Genomic DNA, 16,141 nt, shown 5'->3' on the forward strand with positions numbered 1-16,141 from the left:
GCTCATATCAACCGGCTGTTCTCCGCTATCTGAGCATGGATGGCGGTTTCAAGGGTTTCAAGGGGCAAAAGCTGCCGGCCGGGAATGTGAAACACCCCCTGCTGTCCGCCGGGCAGCATACCGCGAATAAAGAAATAGAGCACCCCGCCGAAATGTCGTTGGGGATCGAAGCGGTCTCCCAATAGCTGGGCCAGCCATCGCAGGGTGGCCACACTGTATAGCTGGTATTGCAGGGTATAGCCGGCATCCATCATTTCACGGGCCATGGTCTCCCGATCGTATCCGGCCGTGAGAAGATTCGATTTCCAGTCGGCAATATAGAAACGGCCCTGCCATTCAAAAATCAGGTCGACAAAGCCGCGAATGAGGGTCCGCTGGCCGGTGTCCGGCGACCATTGACAGCCGGGAATGCGGTGACTCGGCGGCAGGGAATGGGCCAACGGAAAAAAGAATTCGATTTCATGACGACGCCGGTCCGGCGGCAGGCTTCCCAATATCAAGGTCGATCCCTCCAGCTCGATGGGCGCGCGGAGAACGTTGGCGACCACGCTGGCGATCCGTTGGGTCCATTGGGGGGCGATGCGATACCTTTGCATGGCTGCGGCCACAAGGTCGGCGGTGGGTCGGTGATCGAGAATTTCCGCTGGCCCGGTGTGGACGGCCGGGAAATCGATGTTTTCAAAAATGAAATGAAACATCGATCCCATCTGCGTTCCGCCGGGTAGCGGATCTGTCTCCGTGCTGTCCGGCCCGGCGCTGTCCAGCGCGTGATCAAGGGGCGGCTCGTCGGTATCCTTTGCCACGGCAGCGGTGACGCTGAACGCCGACGCCGTTGCCTGCCGTTCCAATTGCAAACGGTCGATCTTGTGAACGATGCCGGAAAACGAGGTCAAATCGATCTTCCGCTGACGATAATCATGCGCTTGGGGCAAAAATCGTCCGGCGGGCAGCGAAATACCTTCTGCCCGCGCTACCGATTGCTCCGGCGCCGGTGGCGATCCGGTTTGCCTGATGGCCGCATGCCAGCCTTTCCCGGTCCCACCCGCCGCAGCCGCCCCCATGACCGCTTCGATGCTGGGCGCAACGAATCGACAGACGGGGCCGATCCAATGGTGATTTCCCCGGCTGGGATAAAATGGGATGTAAAGCTTTACCTGTGAACGTGTAAGTGCTACATAATACAATCTTTTATTTTCATCCTGATATTCCTTTCCGGCGGCCTCGCCGCCGGTTTTCCCGGTCAGGTCGATCACCTTGCGGAAACTGACTCGCGGTGCTTCTGAATCGATTTGATGATAGACTTTCACCGGGCCTTCGCCGCGCTCGGTCAAGCCACCGGCAATGAACACCACGGGAAATTCCAGGCCCTTGCTCACGTGCATGGTCAGGACCTGAACGCGGCTCTCCTCATCCTCGATCTGATGGATATCCGCATCTCCGGGCCGCTGTCCGGTGTCTTGACGTAGACGATCCAGGAGCGTCACCATGCCGCTGACGTCCAGGTTTTTCGAATACGCCGACAGCTCCAGGTAGTCGAAGAGCTGCTGGAAGTTGGTTTCCATGCGGTCCCAGCCGGGATCAGTGCAGTGCCGCAAAATCAATCCCGAATCCTCCATGAAGGATTGGAACAACGGTCCCCAGCGCCGTTGCTGTGCCAGATGATACCAACGGCCCAGGAGCTGCTGACCGGGATGCTCGGGAGGCAGATCCGGCAGCGTGGCCAACAGATCCGCAGACATGTCGAAAAAAGGCGTCAGTAGAGCCAATCGCACGGCGGCGGTCACCTGTGGATGGGCCACGGCCCGCAGCAGCATGGCCAGCCAGTGGGCCTGGAGGGATTGAAAAAGACCGGGCTTGCGGTAGTAGGCATAGGGGATTTGCCATTCGGTCAGCAGGGGTTCGATCTGGCCGAACTCGGTCTGGCTGCGCACGAGAATGGCGATATCGCCGAAATGAAGGTCGTGTTCGTTGCCGCTACGGGGCGCCAAACGGATGTCCCCCTGCCCCACCAAGTGCCGGATTTCCTGACAGATAAAACCGGCCAGCAGTCGTTTGGCATCCCCATGGCTGCGGGCTTCCGACAAATCGACGATATTGAGCGGCGGACGGCCGGACCGATCCCGAATCACCCGCAGGGGCAGCTGGTCGGAAGGCGGCGAGCCGACGGGGGTATAACCGATGGTAAAAGGCGTCGCTTGACTTTCGCCGCCGAACCAGGTCGTGGCCGCGAAGAGGTGATTGTGGGCCGCCACCATCTCCGGCAGACTGCGGTAATTGGTGGTCAGGGCATACAGACGGGCCTTGTCTTGGGCGCACAAACGGATCATCTCCTGCCGAGCGGCCAGATAGGTAAACACGTCCGCGCCCCGAAAACCGTAAATGGCCTGTTTGGGATCACCAATCAGAAAAAGGCGGTTGTCGCCGCCCGCCGCGGCGCCATCGAGAAAAAGGGTTCGGAAAATCCGCCACTGCAGAACGTCCGTGTCCTGGAACTCATCCACAAAGGCCACCCGGTAACGCTCGCGGATCGCCTGAATGCCGTTTTCGGCCCCGGGGTCTTGCATGAATTCGGCAACCCGGGTGAGCATGTCCTGATAGCTGATCCAGCCGTTTCGGGCCTTGATCCGCCGGAGGTCAAGGCGTAATTGAACCACGGCATCCAGCATGAGCACATACGAAAGGGTTTCGACAATGTTCAGCAGACGTTCCAGCCCTTTTTGAATCGCTTCCAGATGCGGACAAACGGCAAGATTCTCACCGGCCTTGAGCCACTTCTGCGGCACCAGACGCGCCAGTTGGGTCTCGCCGGAGGAGTGGCGGGCTTTGAGAGCGGTTGCCAAGGGGATAAGATCATCCAGACGAAATGTCTCGGCAACAATGGGCTCAAGGGTCTCGGCGATGGGCGTCACCACATCGCGCAACAGGGCCGTCTTGGTACGGGCATTGATGTTGAGGCGTTGATAGCCGGCCACCAAGCCCGGTGGTTCGGCACAGAGGGTCTTAAGGGCCATGGCACAGGACCGGGCGTCAGTCCACATCCGGTCAAGATTGATTTGACTCGGATCGGGAACCAGGGTTTCATGCGCCGAATCCCCCAGCAGCCATTGGGCCAGCTCGATGGTCTGACGGATGAAGGCCTCCGGCGCGGCGGAAAAACGGGAGAGGCGCAAAAGGGTCTCCAGGCGCGGCCCATAACGCTGCGGCCATTGGTCACGCATCTGGGTCCTGAGGGCGGCTTCCATCAAGGGACGGTCATCCACGAGTTCCTGGTCGAAGAGGTTTCCGGTTTCAAAGGGAAATTCCCGCAAGAGGGTATGGCAAAAGCGTGAATGGTGAAGATGGCGGCGTTGTCAAATCCGTCCAGGGCATCCTGCAATTTTTTGCCTTCGGCGTCGGAAATCTCCGACGTTTCATCCACATGCTGTTGGATCTTCTGCCGGATACGCAGTTTCAGATCGCTGGTGGCCTTTTCGGTAAAGGTCACCAAAAGGATGTTTTCGATGGTGATCTCCGGTGCGGATATCAACAGGCGCAGCACCAGATTCTCGATCGTATAAGTTTTGCCCGTGCCGGCCGACGCTCGATGAGGGCATGCCGGGTCAGGTCGACCTGCTGGATGTCGTCAAGCGGAATAAAGGATCTACATCAGGTGGACTCAAAGGGTCTTCCCTTTCGGGTCGCTGAACAAGCGGGGCGTGATGCCGCCGGCGACCGATGGCAAAACGATACGCGTGTCAACGTTTGCCGCGCGGGCTTTCATCGGGTAGAAAAACAGCAAACCGCCGCCGGGCGTGGTCCAGAATATCCGGGGTAACCACGGCACCGGCCATTTGCGCCATCAGGTTGGTTTCGGCCAGCATGGCATCGGTCATGGCCCAATAGAATGTCTCCCGGCCGAGGGCGTCATCCGGTCCGGCAACCCGTTCCCGCAGGGCTTTTGTGCCGAAAACCGTCTCGAACGGTAACCACAAAAGGGGTGACGGCGTGAAATAGGCATCCATCAGATCGGTAAGGTAACCGGTTGCCCTGGTCCGATCCAGACAGTAGTCGAGGTCCAGCACATGCGCCTGATAGACTACATGGATTTGTATGCGGTTGTCCGCCGTCCAGGGGCAGTCCTCCCCGCCAGCACAAATCGCCAGCAATGTCAGAAGCGGTCCGAGCACATATTTATCCGGATGCCTGGATTTGCGTTTGGATGCGGTCAATACCAGGCAGTGCCAGGTCCCATCGGCGGATTGCCAGATCCACGGCAAACTGCCGGTGAGTTGAACGGCCGATACCCGGGATGATGGTTTCCCGGAACGGTGGAGGATAACCGGGGGGAAATGCAGCCGGCTGTCGCCAACTAACGAGACATCATCCATAACGGTTCCCATGGTAACCGCCGAGAAGCAATGCCTTGCCGTGCGCATGGCATTGAGATAGGGCACGAGCACCTCACCCGTGGCCATCACCTGCTGTTTCAGCAAATCGCGATCCTGCCGGGCAAAGGCACCTTCCGGCGTCAGGCTGCGTCGCCACAGGTCCGTATACAAGGCATCGAAACGTTGCTCCAGTGCCTTCATGGAGGGCGCTGCCACCGGCGTTTGGAATTGGCTTGCCAGCCAGTACTGCAGCGGCAGGCTGCGCAGCCGGTAGTCCAGCGGGAACTCCGTCGTCAGGGGCTCATCCACCCGTTCGGCGATCTGATCCGTCAGGTCGACCCGATCTTCAATTCCTAAATGATACCGGCCCACCACATCGACCGGATCCAGAAGAAAACCACGCAACAAGGCGATGGGAATGGGCAGCATCTCTGCTTCGGCACGTTCCTGGGAATGACCGGCAATGGCAAAATCGGGAGCATACCGTGACGCCCGCGACCGCTCCTCGGGCGTCGCGCCGTCCAAGAAGGCGGACCATCCGCCATGCCGGCGCAGGCAACTCAATCGTTGGGCATCACCGGTCCGGGCCATGATATCCGACCACGTGTTGGTTGCTGCAGGCGACAGATAGTCGACGCTATCCTCGCGCAGGGGAAGACGGGTCATCTGGAACGCTGACCGCCTAAAATATGCTGCTCCATATAGCGCTGCAGTTGAAGCAGAACCGAGCATGGCGAAAGGTCGCGGTCCTTTTGAAGATCCCGGCAGATGTAGCTGAGATACAGCTTGGACTGCACGGAAAGCAGGATTTCCAAAAACAGGTAACGGTTGCGCTCGGTCAGGCTGACATCGCCGATACGGCGCTTCCGATGTCTCAGGTCCAGCAGGGTATCCGATGCCCGCCCGGGAAAGCGCCCCTCTTCCAATCCCAGCACATAAACCACTTTGAACGGGATCGGCCGCATGGGCATCAGCGCCGACACCGTCACGCCACCGGTCAAATAGTCCCCCCGACCACCAAAGACGCCGTCAAAATGCCGGCGCACAAAGGCCCACAAGGCTGCCGGCGTCATTTTTCGGCCGCCTGAGACTTGATTCAAAATATCGTATTGTTCCAAACGATCGAAGGCATCCATCAGCGATTGGTAGACCGTTTCCTCACCGCGCATGTCATCGTTGAAGGCGACCAATGTATCGAGAACGCTGAAAAAGGTGTCCCGCCAAGCCTGGACGGTCGCTTCAGGTATTTGAAGGGCGGCTACCGATTCCCAGAGCTGGACGATCAGGCGGCAGAACTTTTCCAACAGGCGCTCATCTCCCGTATGGATGTTGGCAAAAGGAACCAGCCCCTGAAAATGAGGCGCACTGCCTTCAGCGGCATCCACCGGGGCGGTCATGATGCGCGCCAGGCGCATCCGTTCCATTCCCTGCCGCCAGGTATACCGGCCGACCTCGGGACCGTCGTTGACCGAATCGTCTGGCTTGGCGAAATCATGATAGACTCCCAGCGCGTCGGCCCATTCGATCCAGATGGTCAGTGCTTCCGGTCCATAATCCCATTGTTGCATGACACAGGGGTTGCGCAACAAATCGAAAACCGCCTGCCGGGAAAAAGGACCCTGAGCAAGCGTCATCAAGGAGAGGATCGCCTGGGCCAAGACACTATCGCTGGAGGCCCGGGCATCCACGAGGCTGTAGCTGATCTGCGACGGCTGTCGGTTGAAAACGGAATCCACCACCGGCTTGTATCGCGTCATATCGGAAACCAGCACGGCAATGTCCGTCATACAGAGCGTATCATCGGCTTCCAGGTTGTAAAGAATGCTGTGGTAAACGCTCTCCACTTCCCGACGAATTCCCGGACAGGCGGTAATTTGCAGGGATCGGTCCTGCTGTCGGTCAAGTGGTGCCGGATCCAGGGTCAGGATCCCACGCCGGATCGCCGCCAACACCGATTCCGCTGAATCCGGGTCTTCGAAGGAAGCAAAAAAATCGTAATCGGTCAATTGGCAGAGCAGACGGATATTTTCCCGGCCGGGTTTTCCCCAGGCCGACAACAGGGGATGCGCCGGCTGGTTGAAAAGCTCGCCCGCCGCCCATTCCTCGTCGTGGGGCTTCAAGGCCACCACCGACCGGCGCTGAATCCATTTTTCTTCAGCCGGCGTCCGGATATCCTCCCAATATTCCCGCGATGGATTCAAGCTGTAGATGTGAATGTCATAATAGGCGCCCAATCGTCCCAACACCTGGACATGCAGGGGGGAAACCTGGGACAAGCCGAAAAGATGAACCCGCTCGCTGGCCGTGAGCAGCGAACGCAAGGGCGTTCCCTTGGTTCCGAACAGGTGGTTGGCATATTCGGCGAGGGTGAACAGGGATTGCCCGGTAAGGTTAGCCAGCGCTTTTCTCAGCGCAACCGTTTTACGATAGATCCAACATTGTCCATCTTCCATGGGATCGGCATCCACCCCGTCGCCAAGCAACCAACGTTGTATCATATCGTCTCGATGATACTCATATTCCTGATACAGTCGGGACAGGGTTTCGGCCAATTGCCAGGCGCGCAGCTCCGTATCGCCGGCTGTTTCACCTTCAACGCCAGCCAGATAGCGCTGCACAAACGCCGGTGTGTGCGCATCCGATTTCGCATTCATCAAAATAAAAAACAGGATGATGGTTAAACGTTCGGCATCGACCTGCAGGGGGGCAGACGCCGATTGGGGGTCCAGCGTTTGCAGGATCTGCCACAACCCCGCCTCCAGGTACTGGAGATTCAGATTCATGCAAATGGTGGCATTTCGCGATAGGGTCAATTTCAGCCATTTGGCAAGGTTCATGTTGGGCACGATCACCATCGGCGGTCGCAGAATGGCCGTCATGCCATCGGGCGGAATCAGGTTTTCCTGAAGCCGCTCCGCCAACGATAGCAGTTGGTTGCTGAAATAAAGCTGTATGCCCATAAAATTTTGGTGGGAGGTCCGTCTGGCAAGAGGGGGAACCGGGTAGGCAATGCAGAATCACGCTGCCTGCACCCGGGCGGGATCACTATCCGGATACCGTTGCACGGCAAATGGCCAGGATTGGTATCCGGCTAAAACTTCAAGATGTCGGTCAGCACCTCGTTCACGACATCCCGGCAGTATTCCTCGCCCACAAGGTCAATTGCCCCGTTCTCTTTGTCATATTTAACGCGGCACCCATAATCCTGAACCAGACTGTCGGTTATTTTGGCCACGACCTCCAATGTTCCATTTTGCATGTTGATTTTAAAGGGTCTCATTCTCACATACCTCCGGCTAAAAATCCAATCTGAACAGACCCACCGTCGGTCAAGCAACAAGTGGCAGGACAATTCTTGTTTCCGTTTCCAAGATGAGCACGAATCGTGCCAATGTCTTGCCAGTTTCAAGCTGCTCGTTTTGTCTTTGTTTTTAAAGCAATTTTTAAAAATTGCCATATTTTTGCGAAAAGGCTTGAGAATTTAATGCCACATAAAATGGGTCAAACACTTCTCTCTGCGGTTTCGTTTTGACACCATCTGGGTAAAGGAGAGAAAATCGTTAGTAGGTACTGGAAATCCTGAAGATGAGGTTGCCGTTCATGTAGGTGGGGCCTCCCACGAACAGGCTGCCCCTGTTGAGAATTTGAATCTTGGATTGAAAGACGGTTTGGCCATTCTTCATCATTTGTAAACTCAGGTCGGCACGCTTTCCGACAATTTTCTGGGGGGTGATCCTGAGTCGGCGATCCCCGGGCAAGGATACCATTCCGGATTGGCCGACCCGCAAATTGAGCGTCTCACTGCCGATCAGCCGATACGACGTATAGTTGAACATGGCGCGCAAATCGTTGATGTGCCGCTTCAGTTGGGAATCGATCACAGTGTCGCCGCGGGCGGCCAGAATGGTGTCGACGCTGATTTGATAGTTGTCTTGGGCAAGCACCGGGTTGGGGATGCCCTGGAGGAGGAGAAACGTGCCAAACAACAGGGAGTGGAAAAATCTAAACCGCATTTTGTTCACGTTCCTCATCGGTCGCTTCATTGTACCAGAGAATGGTCTGGTGCGTATTCGGGGTTTCAAAGATCATAACAGAAGAGATTGGCCCTGTAAAAGAGTTAATGATGGCACTCGGCGCGGTCGCAGGTGGTTCTTTAAACTGCCGATAGCCGATGAAGAGCAGGACGCTGGCCACGGCAACAGCCGGCACCAGAACCTTCAACGCCGAAAACCAGGCACTGCCGATGGATGAACGACGCTGTCGCAACGCTTTGACAATGACCGCTTTTTCGATCGCCGGGAAGTCTACTTCATCGGTTGCCATGTCGATGCGGCGGCGAACCTCCTGAGAGAAAAAGGCGAGTAATTCGATCTCTTTGCGGCACGCCGCACACTCGGCCAGATGCCCCTCCACACGCGCTTTTTCTTCGGCATCCAATTGACCATCCTGATACCGGCTAAGCAAAAGATCATCGCAAGGGCTTACCTGATGGGTGTTCATGCATCGTCCTCCACCAACGGCTGTAAAATCTCTTTGAGCCGTTTGCGTGCATGGAAAAGACGGGATCTCACCGTTCCCAACTTGATCCCGGTAACATTGGCGATTTCTTCATATGAGAGGCCCTCCACCTCCCTGAGTACGAAAACCGTACGGGCTGCCTCAGGCAATTGCCGCATGGCCTTGTCGACCTGCTGCCGGGTTTGCAGATCGGCCACCCGCGTTTCCGGGGATGGCAGATCGCTGGCAGGCACATCCCCGATATCCTCCCCATCCTCGCCCAATGGCGTATGCATCCATTTAAAACGCCGGGCCCAGCGTCGTTTCCAGTTGAGGCAACGATTTACCGTGATGCGGTGCAACCAGGTGGAAAGTGATGCGTCGCCTCTGAATCGGTGAATGCTGCGATAAACCTGTAACAAGACTTCTTGTAAGATATCCCGGCTTTCTTCCGCATCCAGGGTAATTCCAAAGGCGATGGCGTAAATTTTTTTGCGATAACGGCGTACCAATAGCTGGAAGGCCCACTCATCGCCCCGTTGCAGCCGCAAAACCAGCTCATCGTCATTGACAATTCGGTTTTGTATAATCTTAGACCCCAATCAAGACAAAAAGTTCATTCCAGGTTGCTGCGGCAGTCGATTCTTGGAAAATAAGGCTGGCGGAAAGAAATAATTCCGCAGCCTAAGAACATCACCCCTGGGCGGTCGGATTGATACGAATCTCCACGCGACGATTCATTTGACGGCCTTCCGGCGTGTCGTTGGTCGCCACCGGGCGGCTTTCACCATAGCCGACCGCATTAATCCGATAGGCCTGTACGCCCCGCTGAACCAACATGTTTTTCACACTGAGGGCTCGCCTTTCGGAAAGCTGCAAATTGTAGGACTCGGATCCGGTGCTGTCCGTGTACCCCTCAACCACGATCTGGGTCTGGGGATACTTGATCATGATCTGGGCGATACGATCGAGCTCGTTATACAGCCCCGGTCTGATAGTGTCTGAATTGGTATCAAACGAAACGTCGCCTTTCAGGGTAATCGCCAAAAGATCCCCTTCCCGTTGAACGGCAGCGGCTTCCGAGGCAGCAAGGGCATTGCGCATTTCCGATTCCTGTTTGTCCATCATGTGACCGACACCGGCCCCGGCCGCGGCCCCCACAGCGGCACCTGCAGCCGCACCCAGGAGGGTCCCTTTGGTATCTCGTCCGATGGCCTGTCCGAGAATCGCACCGGCAACGGCGCCACCGGCGGCACCATAGGCAGCACCCTTACCCGTATTGGTTTGGGGTGTGGCGCATCCGCTGAGCACAAACAGTCCTAAGAAAGCGATGACAAATAATCTTTTCATGTTCTGCATTCCCTCCCTTGTTTTGACAAAAAAAAGAACTTAATAACGCATCAATATAAAGCAGGAGAGGAACGATGTCTAAGTTTTTTAATGGCAGCCGGGTACGGATACGACGGGCTGTACCAGGCTGCCAAAATCGGCATGCCGCTGCCTGACCTTCGGGCATGGGAATGGTACACTCGGCCATGCCGGCAAATCAGTGTCTGCGGCCTCCACCCCGGCCGTCGAGGTGCCGAGGAGGCCCGTAGATTTTGGCTTGCCGGCGGCAGGGGGCCCCATGACGCGGTCCTTCAAAGGCATGTCGTCCATGATCGTGGCCATAGAACCGCCAGTGCTTGTTTATATCACGTCGATGGTGTCTATACTGCGGCACCGGAGTCCGATACCCGCGAGGCGGCGGTACGAAACCATGATGCGCGGGAGGATATGGCGGTGGCCCCGGATGATGATAAACCACCGCTGGTGGATGGAAGAACATGCTTGTGACCATCGCCGCACCGACGCCGATCGCCACTCCCTCCAAAACCGGGTTTGATGGTCCAGCCCAACTCTGGCCAACCCCAATCATTGAACATGCCACAGCAATCATCATAATAAAAATGAACGTTCTTTTCAGCTTCATGGGTTACCTCCTTTTCAGGTTGTTTGTCCCCCATAGACACCGACAACGTGAAGAAGTTCATTTTTTCTCATCTAAACCTCAAAATGTCTGAGCGACAACCGAGATTTGCTTACGTTTCGAAACCTTTTCACACACGAATTCTCACACAAAAAAAGGGATTACAGACCCAAATCTGTAACCCCTTGTGTTTGCTGGCGCGCCCGGCAGGATTCGAACCTGCGACCTACGGATTCGTAGTCCGGTTAAAACGGCATTGATAGGCATTGAAAACTGCGCATATTTATCTAATATTTTCAGTATTTAATAAAACACCATCTTTTTGATCAATCCTTTTCAATTGACAAATATTGACGAAATTTGCTTACATTGTGCTTACACAAATTCGGGCAAATACCTTCGGATTTTGATCCGTTTTACATGGTGAAACCTTCGGATTTTTGTAACCAACTGCCGGATAGATCATCCGGTTTCGATCTGTGTAAGCAATGGGGGCAATATGGCAAGGCAAAAACTGACCGCCGGACGGGTAAATGGTTTCGAATGTCCGCCCGATAAAAAACAGGTTTTTTGTGGGATTCCGAAGTGCCTGGCCTTGGTGTCCGGGCAACACTGGGCGCGAGGGTATTCATTTTTCAAGCCCGGCTGAATGGTCAGACTATCCGGCTTAAAATCGGCGATGTTCGAACATGGACCATCGACAATAGCGACCCAGATAAGCCCGGCGCCCGCCAAGAAGCCAGACGTATGCAAGGTCTGATTGATAAGGGGATCGATCCCCGAATTGACAAACAGGAACGCCTTGCCGAAACCATCCAGCAACAGGCCGAAGCCAAAAAGGAAACGATCACCGTCGAAACCGCGTGGAACGATTATTTGGCGTCCCGCCGGGATAAGTGGTCCGAACGCCACCACGCCGACCATCTTGACCTTGCATCCGCCGGGGGCGAAAAACGAAAACGCGGAAAAGGCAAAACCAAGGCCGGCCCATTGGCACCGGTCATGTTCTGGAAACTGTCAGATCTAACACCCGAACGGGTTGAAGCCTGGGCAGCCGCTGAAGTCAAAAAGCGAAGCACAAGGACACGGCTGGCGTTTTCCCTCCTGCGCGCCTTTATTAATTGGTGCAATGAAAATCCTGAATACAAGGGCATTGCATCACCGGACGCCTGCGGGTCAAAGGTGAAGCGTGAAACTATCCCGAGGGGCAAGGCAAAGGACGATTGTTTGCAGCGCGAACAGTTGCCGGCATGGTTTAAGGCCGTTCGTGAATTGCAAAACCCTGTTATTTCCGCCTACCTGCAAGCCCTGCTATTGACCGGCGCCAGGCGTGAGGAGTTGGCCGGAATCAAATGGTCTGACGTCGATTTCAAATGGAATGGGCTTGCCATCAAGGACAAAGTGGATGGTGAACGGGTAATTCCCTTGACACCATATGTTTCTTCGCTTCTCTATCCCCTGCCCCGTCGCAATGAATGGGTTTTTTCAAGCCCTGGGTCGAAATCGGGACGAATTCAGGAGCCAAGGATACCACACAACCGAGCGCTTGCCGTGGCCGGCATTGACCACCTGACCCTGCACGGCCTACGGCGATCCTTCGGCACCTTGTCAGAATGGGTTGAATGTCCGGTTGGTGTGGTTGCGCAGATAATGGGTCACAAGCCGTCGGCCATCGCTGAAAAGCATTATCGTCGGCGGCCACTTGATCTGCTTCGAATGTGGCACGTCAAAATCGAAAAATGGATTTTGGACCAGGCATGGATTGAACAACCGGAAATGGTTGAAGAGGGTTTGCGTGTTGTGTATTAAATTAATTTTGGTTCATTGGCGTTGACATACAGTATAGTTTGGCATATACCAAACTAAAGGGATTGAGAAATGATAAATTTTGTCGATGCTGAAAAACAAAAAGAATATCGGCTTGAACCGGATTCGCTTTTTATAGCCAAAGACGTTGAGAAAATGACTGGCATTAAGGCAAATCGGATTCATTATTTTTCTGATGCCGGCATACTTATTCCAGCCAGAAAAGCACAAAAAGGCGAAGGTATATTGACCTATTCTTTTTATGATTGCGTGAATGTTTTGGAGATATTTTTGATTAATAAGTTGAATGCTTTTTTTATTCCAAAACGATCAATAAAAGAATTTTTTGAAAGCATTCGTGACATAAGAAATTCTCTAAACCCTTTCAAGATTTCCGACCATAAAGAAAGCGCTTTCTTGATTTTTTCATACGATGAAAACGGAAACCTTGTTTCCGAATTTGCTGAAAACAATTCAGTCAAAAAAGCCGTTTCAATAGTGGTTGATTTGAAACAATTGGTATCGGATCTTTTTAAAAAGGTTGAATCTTTGCCATAATTTTTTTTTGCTATCATAGTTTGGTGTTAGCCAAACAACAATCAAAAGGAGCCGTCATGAGCCAAAATTACATGATCACAACCAAACAACTTGCGGACCTTTTTAGCGTTAAGGGATCGTCTATCCGACATTCACTTTGCGTCAGGGGGCACTATCTCGGAATCAAGCCGGTAAAGCTACCTAACGGTCGTTTGATGTGGCCCAAAACAGAAGCCAACAAGCTTTTTCAGGATGAGGCCGCGTAAATGATAGATCTATCAGGAGCAGGAAAACAGCGGTCGGAGCGATACCGGCCGCTTGATCCACCTAAAGATCCGATAAACGCTTTCGGGCATGTGTTGGCAAGCTTCGGGCTTGATCCTGATGCCATCGTTCCGTCTGGCAAGCTTGAGCGCTTCGACGTCGATAAGCGTGGCGATCAAGTCGGGTGGTATATCCTCTTCCAGGGCGAAGTGTGGGCAGGTAGTTTCGGCAACTGGAAAACCGGCCTTAAAGAGCGATGGTGTAGCAAAGAAGCCCACCAGATGACCGATGCCGAAAGCGCCAGATATAAGGCCATGGTTGCAGAAGCGAGTAGGCAGCGCAAGGCGCAAGAGGCCTTTGACCACGCCAAGGGCAAGGTGAAGGCCAACACTATCTGGGATCGATTAAAGCCTGCAAGCCAGAATCACCCATATCCAGCCAAAAAGGGCGTTCATGTTTACGGATTGAAGCAAAGCCGAAACAAAATTGTTGTGCCGGTCACGGACGAATCAGGAACGATCTGGAACCTTCAATTTATCTCACCAGACGGCAAAAAGAAGCGTTTTCTCAAGCTTGCCAGGAAAAAGGGCTTGTGCTTCACGATACCAGGAGACGAACGTCTTTATATTTGCGAGGGGTACTCAACAGGGGCCACGATTCACGAAGCGACCGGCGGCACCGTGGTAATCGCTTTTGACGCTGGTAACCTGCCGACCGTGGCGCGGGTGGTGCGGGAAAAACAACCAAGAGCACAAATAACCATCTGTGCCGACAACGACCGTTTCACGGCTGGGAACCCTGGACTCACCAAGGGCAAGGAAGCCGCCGATGGTATCAGCGCCAAGCTCGCGTTGCCCTGCTTTGATGGCTTGCCAGGAGCAGACGACAAGGATTTGAAGTATTCCGACTTCAATGATTTGTTCGCCGTTTCCGGCAACCTTGAGATAGTACGGGCACAACTCAAGGCGTCGGCAAGAAGTAAATACCAGCCACAAAGCTTTGAAGCCATGCGGTTTAAAGGCCGCGTGATATCCCGCCCAAAGAAGTTAGAATCAATCTTCCGATACGATGATCAATTGCTCATACCTAAAGGCGTTGTCGGTGTCATAACGGCTACCGGTGGGACCGGAAAAACTTTTTTTATCATTTCACTGGCCACTGCTGGTGCCACTGGTAAAAACTTCGGGCCGATCAATGCGCCGAGACCGATCAAGACGTTGATTATCGTTGGCGAGGACACCCAAGACGAACTTGACAGACGAGCGTGGGACACATGTAGCGGGCAGTTTCCAGATAATCTTGCAGGGATCTCAGTATATGGCGAGGTCGGTCCGTTCATGCGCCTGGAAGGGTCAACCCCGGTATTCGCAGATGGCTATTACTGGCTTGAGGAAACCATTTCAGGTTGTCCAGGGCTTGCCTTATTGTTTATCGATCCGAAGTCACGCTTTTATGGACTTGATGAGAACAATCCAGATCACGCAACGCAATGGGTCCAGGGGCTTGAAATCCTCGCAAAACGTTATGGGATAACCATCCTATTCACCCATCACACAAGCAAGGAAAACGGGGCCAAGATAAGCCAGAACATGAGCCGTGGAAGCTCTGCCCTTGTCGATGCTTGTCGATGGCAGGCTGGCATGGTTCGCATGGACGAAGAGATCGCCAAGAAGTATGGCATTGAAAATCCTCGCAACTACGTCCTTTTTGACGTGCCGAAATCCAATTATGGGGTTGACCTACCAGGGCATATCATCTTCCGCCGTGGTGAAAACGGTGTGCTGGTCTGGGACGATCCCGAGGAGTCACACATTAAATCCATGGCTGAAGAGCTGCTTAATATTCTGCATCGGTATCCAGACCGGTACACCCGGCGTGAGCTTGACCGCGAAAAATGCGGAGCAGAAATCGCCAGGGACATGGTTGATCGATTCAAGGGCTTCAAGCGTGGCCGCGACATGAATCTGGTTATCAACCATTTATTAAAAAGCGGTCTGCTGACTGAAGAATCCACCATGAGCGGAAAGACTACAAGATGCGAATTGATTCCCAGATGAGCCGATTAACGCCGGAATTTTTTACGCCGGTTAACGCCGGAAAAAACAAAAATTCCGCCGTTATTTTCAATAATACCAATATGATAACGCCGGAATTTGCTAACGCCGGAAATATTAAAAATTCCGGCGTTATCTATCTGAATTTTTTAGAAATCAACGCCGGAATTTTTTGCCTCTAAAGAGGATACGGAAACGCTTCCGGCGTTCCGTTTCTCCGGCGTTCTTTAGCGGCGGCTCCACCGTCCGCGTTTAAATGATGAGGGAGTCATGAAACCTAAAATTGATATTGGCAGATGCAAGGATCTATCCCGGAAACGGTTTGGACGGCTGACTGTCAAGAAGCCGTTGAGCAAACGCGACGGCAAGGTGTTCTGGCTTTGCCGTTGTCGATGTGGACGGCTGACAGTCGTCAACGGCGCCAACCTCACGTCGGGCAAAACCCGGAGTTGTGGGTGCCTTCAGATTGAAGTGCTTGATGATATCATTCAGAAGACACGAAAACGCCAGGACAGAACAGACACTCAACTTAGGAGATTGGAACAATGAGCGGAGCAGCAATAGCAGGACCGGCCACATGGCCAAAGGAGAGCGACAACAAGAAACTTCAAGCCATGGTGGAAGAGATAGGGGCGCCCTTGATGGAT

General features: G+C 54.0%; 13 protein-coding genes, 1 tRNA gene and 2 pseudogenes. 6 read left to right on the forward strand and 10 right to left on the reverse strand.

Annotated elements, in window-relative coordinates; all coding sequences use genetic code 11:
• Positions 1–2: 2 nt before the first annotated feature.
• The 9 genes and pseudogenes from JCM12296_RS14865 to JCM12296_RS14905 all read right to left on the reverse strand — a co-directional run bounded on the left by JCM12296_RS14865 (position 3) and on the right by JCM12296_RS14905 (position 10,214).
• Entirely contained in the window at positions 3–3,260 is a 3,258-nt protein-coding gene (locus JCM12296_RS14865) for a UvrD-helicase domain-containing protein (RefSeq protein ID WP_157067631.1), read from the reverse strand.
• Positions 3,242–3,568: pseudogene (locus tag JCM12296_RS14870) on the reverse strand (UvrD-helicase domain-containing protein); the annotation flags it as partial. The gene JCM12296_RS14865 and the pseudogene JCM12296_RS14870, both read right to left, overlap by 19 nt.
• A gap of 166 nt (positions 3,569–3,734) precedes the next feature.
• Positions 3,735–5,033, reverse strand: a complete 1,299-nt coding sequence (locus tag JCM12296_RS14875; RefSeq protein WP_054694523.1) for a hypothetical protein — start codon at positions 5,031–5,033, stop codon at positions 3,735–3,737.
• Positions 5,030–7,327: an exodeoxyribonuclease V subunit gamma gene (locus JCM12296_RS14880; protein ID WP_054694526.1), complete on the reverse strand. Its 2,298-nt coding sequence runs from the start codon at positions 7,325–7,327 to the stop codon at positions 5,030–5,032. Before JCM12296_RS14880 ends, JCM12296_RS14875 begins: the two co-directional genes overlap by 4 nt.
• Positions 7,328–7,458: 131 nt before the next feature.
• Entirely contained in the window at positions 7,459–7,647 is a 189-nt protein-coding gene (locus JCM12296_RS14885) for a hypothetical protein (protein WP_054694529.1), read from the reverse strand.
• Between the two features lie 280 nt (positions 7,648–7,927).
• Positions 7,928–8,380, reverse strand: coding sequence for a hypothetical protein (locus JCM12296_RS14890; protein WP_054694532.1), 453 nt, complete (start codon positions 8,378–8,380; stop codon positions 7,928–7,930).
• A complete protein-coding gene (locus JCM12296_RS14895; RefSeq protein WP_054694536.1) occupies positions 8,370–8,867 on the reverse strand; it encodes an anti-sigma factor family protein in 498 nt (165 codons plus the stop codon). Before JCM12296_RS14895 ends, JCM12296_RS14890 begins: the two co-directional genes overlap by 11 nt.
• Positions 8,864–9,415, reverse strand: a complete 552-nt coding sequence (locus tag JCM12296_RS14900; protein WP_172683911.1) for a sigma-70 family RNA polymerase sigma factor — start codon at positions 9,413–9,415, stop codon at positions 8,864–8,866. Before JCM12296_RS14900 ends, JCM12296_RS14895 begins: the two co-directional genes overlap by 4 nt.
• Before the next feature lie 142 nt (positions 9,416–9,557).
• Positions 9,558–10,214: a YiaD family glycine zipper/OmpA-like lipoprotein gene (locus JCM12296_RS14905; RefSeq protein WP_054694561.1), complete on the reverse strand. Its 657-nt coding sequence runs from the start codon at positions 10,212–10,214 to the stop codon at positions 9,558–9,560.
• 476 nt (positions 10,215–10,690) lie between these two features.
• On the opposite strand from JCM12296_RS14905, the gene JCM12296_RS14915 reads away from it, so the two are divergent.
• Entirely contained in the window at positions 10,691–10,927 is a 237-nt protein-coding gene (locus JCM12296_RS14915) for a hypothetical protein (RefSeq protein WP_054694546.1), read from the forward strand.
• A gap of 101 nt (positions 10,928–11,028) precedes the next feature.
• Here the strand turns inward: JCM12296_RS14915 and JCM12296_RS14920 are convergent.
• Positions 11,029–11,112: transfer RNA gene (locus tag JCM12296_RS14920), tRNA-Ser, on the reverse strand.
• Between the two features lie 306 nt (positions 11,113–11,418).
• Here JCM12296_RS14920 and JCM12296_RS44545 point away from each other — a divergent pair.
• From JCM12296_RS44545 to JCM12296_RS14945, 5 genes and pseudogenes are all read left to right on the forward strand, one after another.
• A pseudogene (locus JCM12296_RS44545) lies at positions 11,419–11,571 on the forward strand (hypothetical protein); the annotation flags it as partial.
• Between the two features lie 264 nt (positions 11,572–11,835).
• Positions 11,836–12,642, forward strand: a complete 807-nt coding sequence (locus tag JCM12296_RS44550; RefSeq protein WP_246804340.1) for a tyrosine-type recombinase/integrase — start codon at positions 11,836–11,838, stop codon at positions 12,640–12,642.
• Between the two features lie 69 nt (positions 12,643–12,711).
• Positions 12,712–13,197 (forward strand): hypothetical protein, encoded by a 486-nt coding sequence (locus JCM12296_RS14930; protein ID WP_054694548.1) that lies wholly within the window; start codon positions 12,712–12,714, stop codon positions 13,195–13,197.
• Between the two features lie 245 nt (positions 13,198–13,442).
• Positions 13,443–15,497 (forward strand): AAA family ATPase, encoded by a 2,055-nt coding sequence (locus JCM12296_RS14940; RefSeq protein WP_054694553.1) that lies wholly within the window; start codon positions 13,443–13,445, stop codon positions 15,495–15,497.
• Entirely contained in the window at positions 15,476–15,676 is a 201-nt protein-coding gene (locus tag JCM12296_RS14945; RefSeq protein ID WP_157067632.1) for a hypothetical protein, read from the forward strand. Before JCM12296_RS14940 ends, JCM12296_RS14945 begins: the two co-directional genes overlap by 22 nt.
• Positions 15,677–16,141 lie beyond the last annotated feature (465 nt).

Source organism: Desulfosarcina cetonica JCM 12296, from assembly GCF_001311845.1.
Taxonomy (GTDB): domain Bacteria; phylum Desulfobacterota; class Desulfobacteria; order Desulfobacterales; family Desulfosarcinaceae; genus Desulfosarcina; species Desulfosarcina cetonica.

Excerpts from the sequence above, each read along its gene's own strand:
- JCM12296_RS14875 (WP_054694523.1), bottom strand. The coding sequence starts at position 5,033 with ATGACCCGTCTTCCCCTGCGCGAGGATAGCGTCGACTATCTGTCGCCT.
- JCM12296_RS14880 (WP_054694526.1), bottom strand. The coding sequence starts at position 7,327 with ATGGGCATACAGCTTTATTTCAGCAACCAACTGCTATCGTTGGCGGAG.
- JCM12296_RS14885 (WP_054694529.1), bottom strand. The coding sequence starts at position 7,647 with ATGAGACCCTTTAAAATCAACATGCAAAATGGAACATTGGAGGTCGTG.
- JCM12296_RS14890 (WP_054694532.1), bottom strand. The coding sequence starts at position 8,380 with ATGCGGTTTAGATTTTTCCACTCCCTGTTGTTTGGCACGTTTCTCCTC.
- JCM12296_RS14895 (WP_054694536.1), bottom strand. The coding sequence starts at position 8,867 with ATGAACACCCATCAGGTAAGCCCTTGCGATGATCTTTTGCTTAGCCGG.
- JCM12296_RS14905 (WP_054694561.1), bottom strand. The coding sequence starts at position 10,214 with ATGAAAAGATTATTTGTCATCGCTTTCTTAGGACTGTTTGTGCTCAGC.
- JCM12296_RS14915 (WP_054694546.1), top strand. The coding sequence starts at position 10,691 with ATGCTTGTGACCATCGCCGCACCGACGCCGATCGCCACTCCCTCCAAA.
- JCM12296_RS44550 (WP_246804340.1), top strand. The coding sequence starts at position 11,836 with ATGTTCTGGAAACTGTCAGATCTAACACCCGAACGGGTTGAAGCCTGG.
- JCM12296_RS14930 (WP_054694548.1), top strand. The coding sequence starts at position 12,712 with ATGATAAATTTTGTCGATGCTGAAAAACAAAAAGAATATCGGCTTGAA.
- JCM12296_RS14940 (WP_054694553.1), top strand. The coding sequence starts at position 13,443 with ATGATAGATCTATCAGGAGCAGGAAAACAGCGGTCGGAGCGATACCGG.
- JCM12296_RS14945 (WP_157067632.1), top strand. The coding sequence starts at position 15,476 with ATGCGAATTGATTCCCAGATGAGCCGATTAACGCCGGAATTTTTTACG.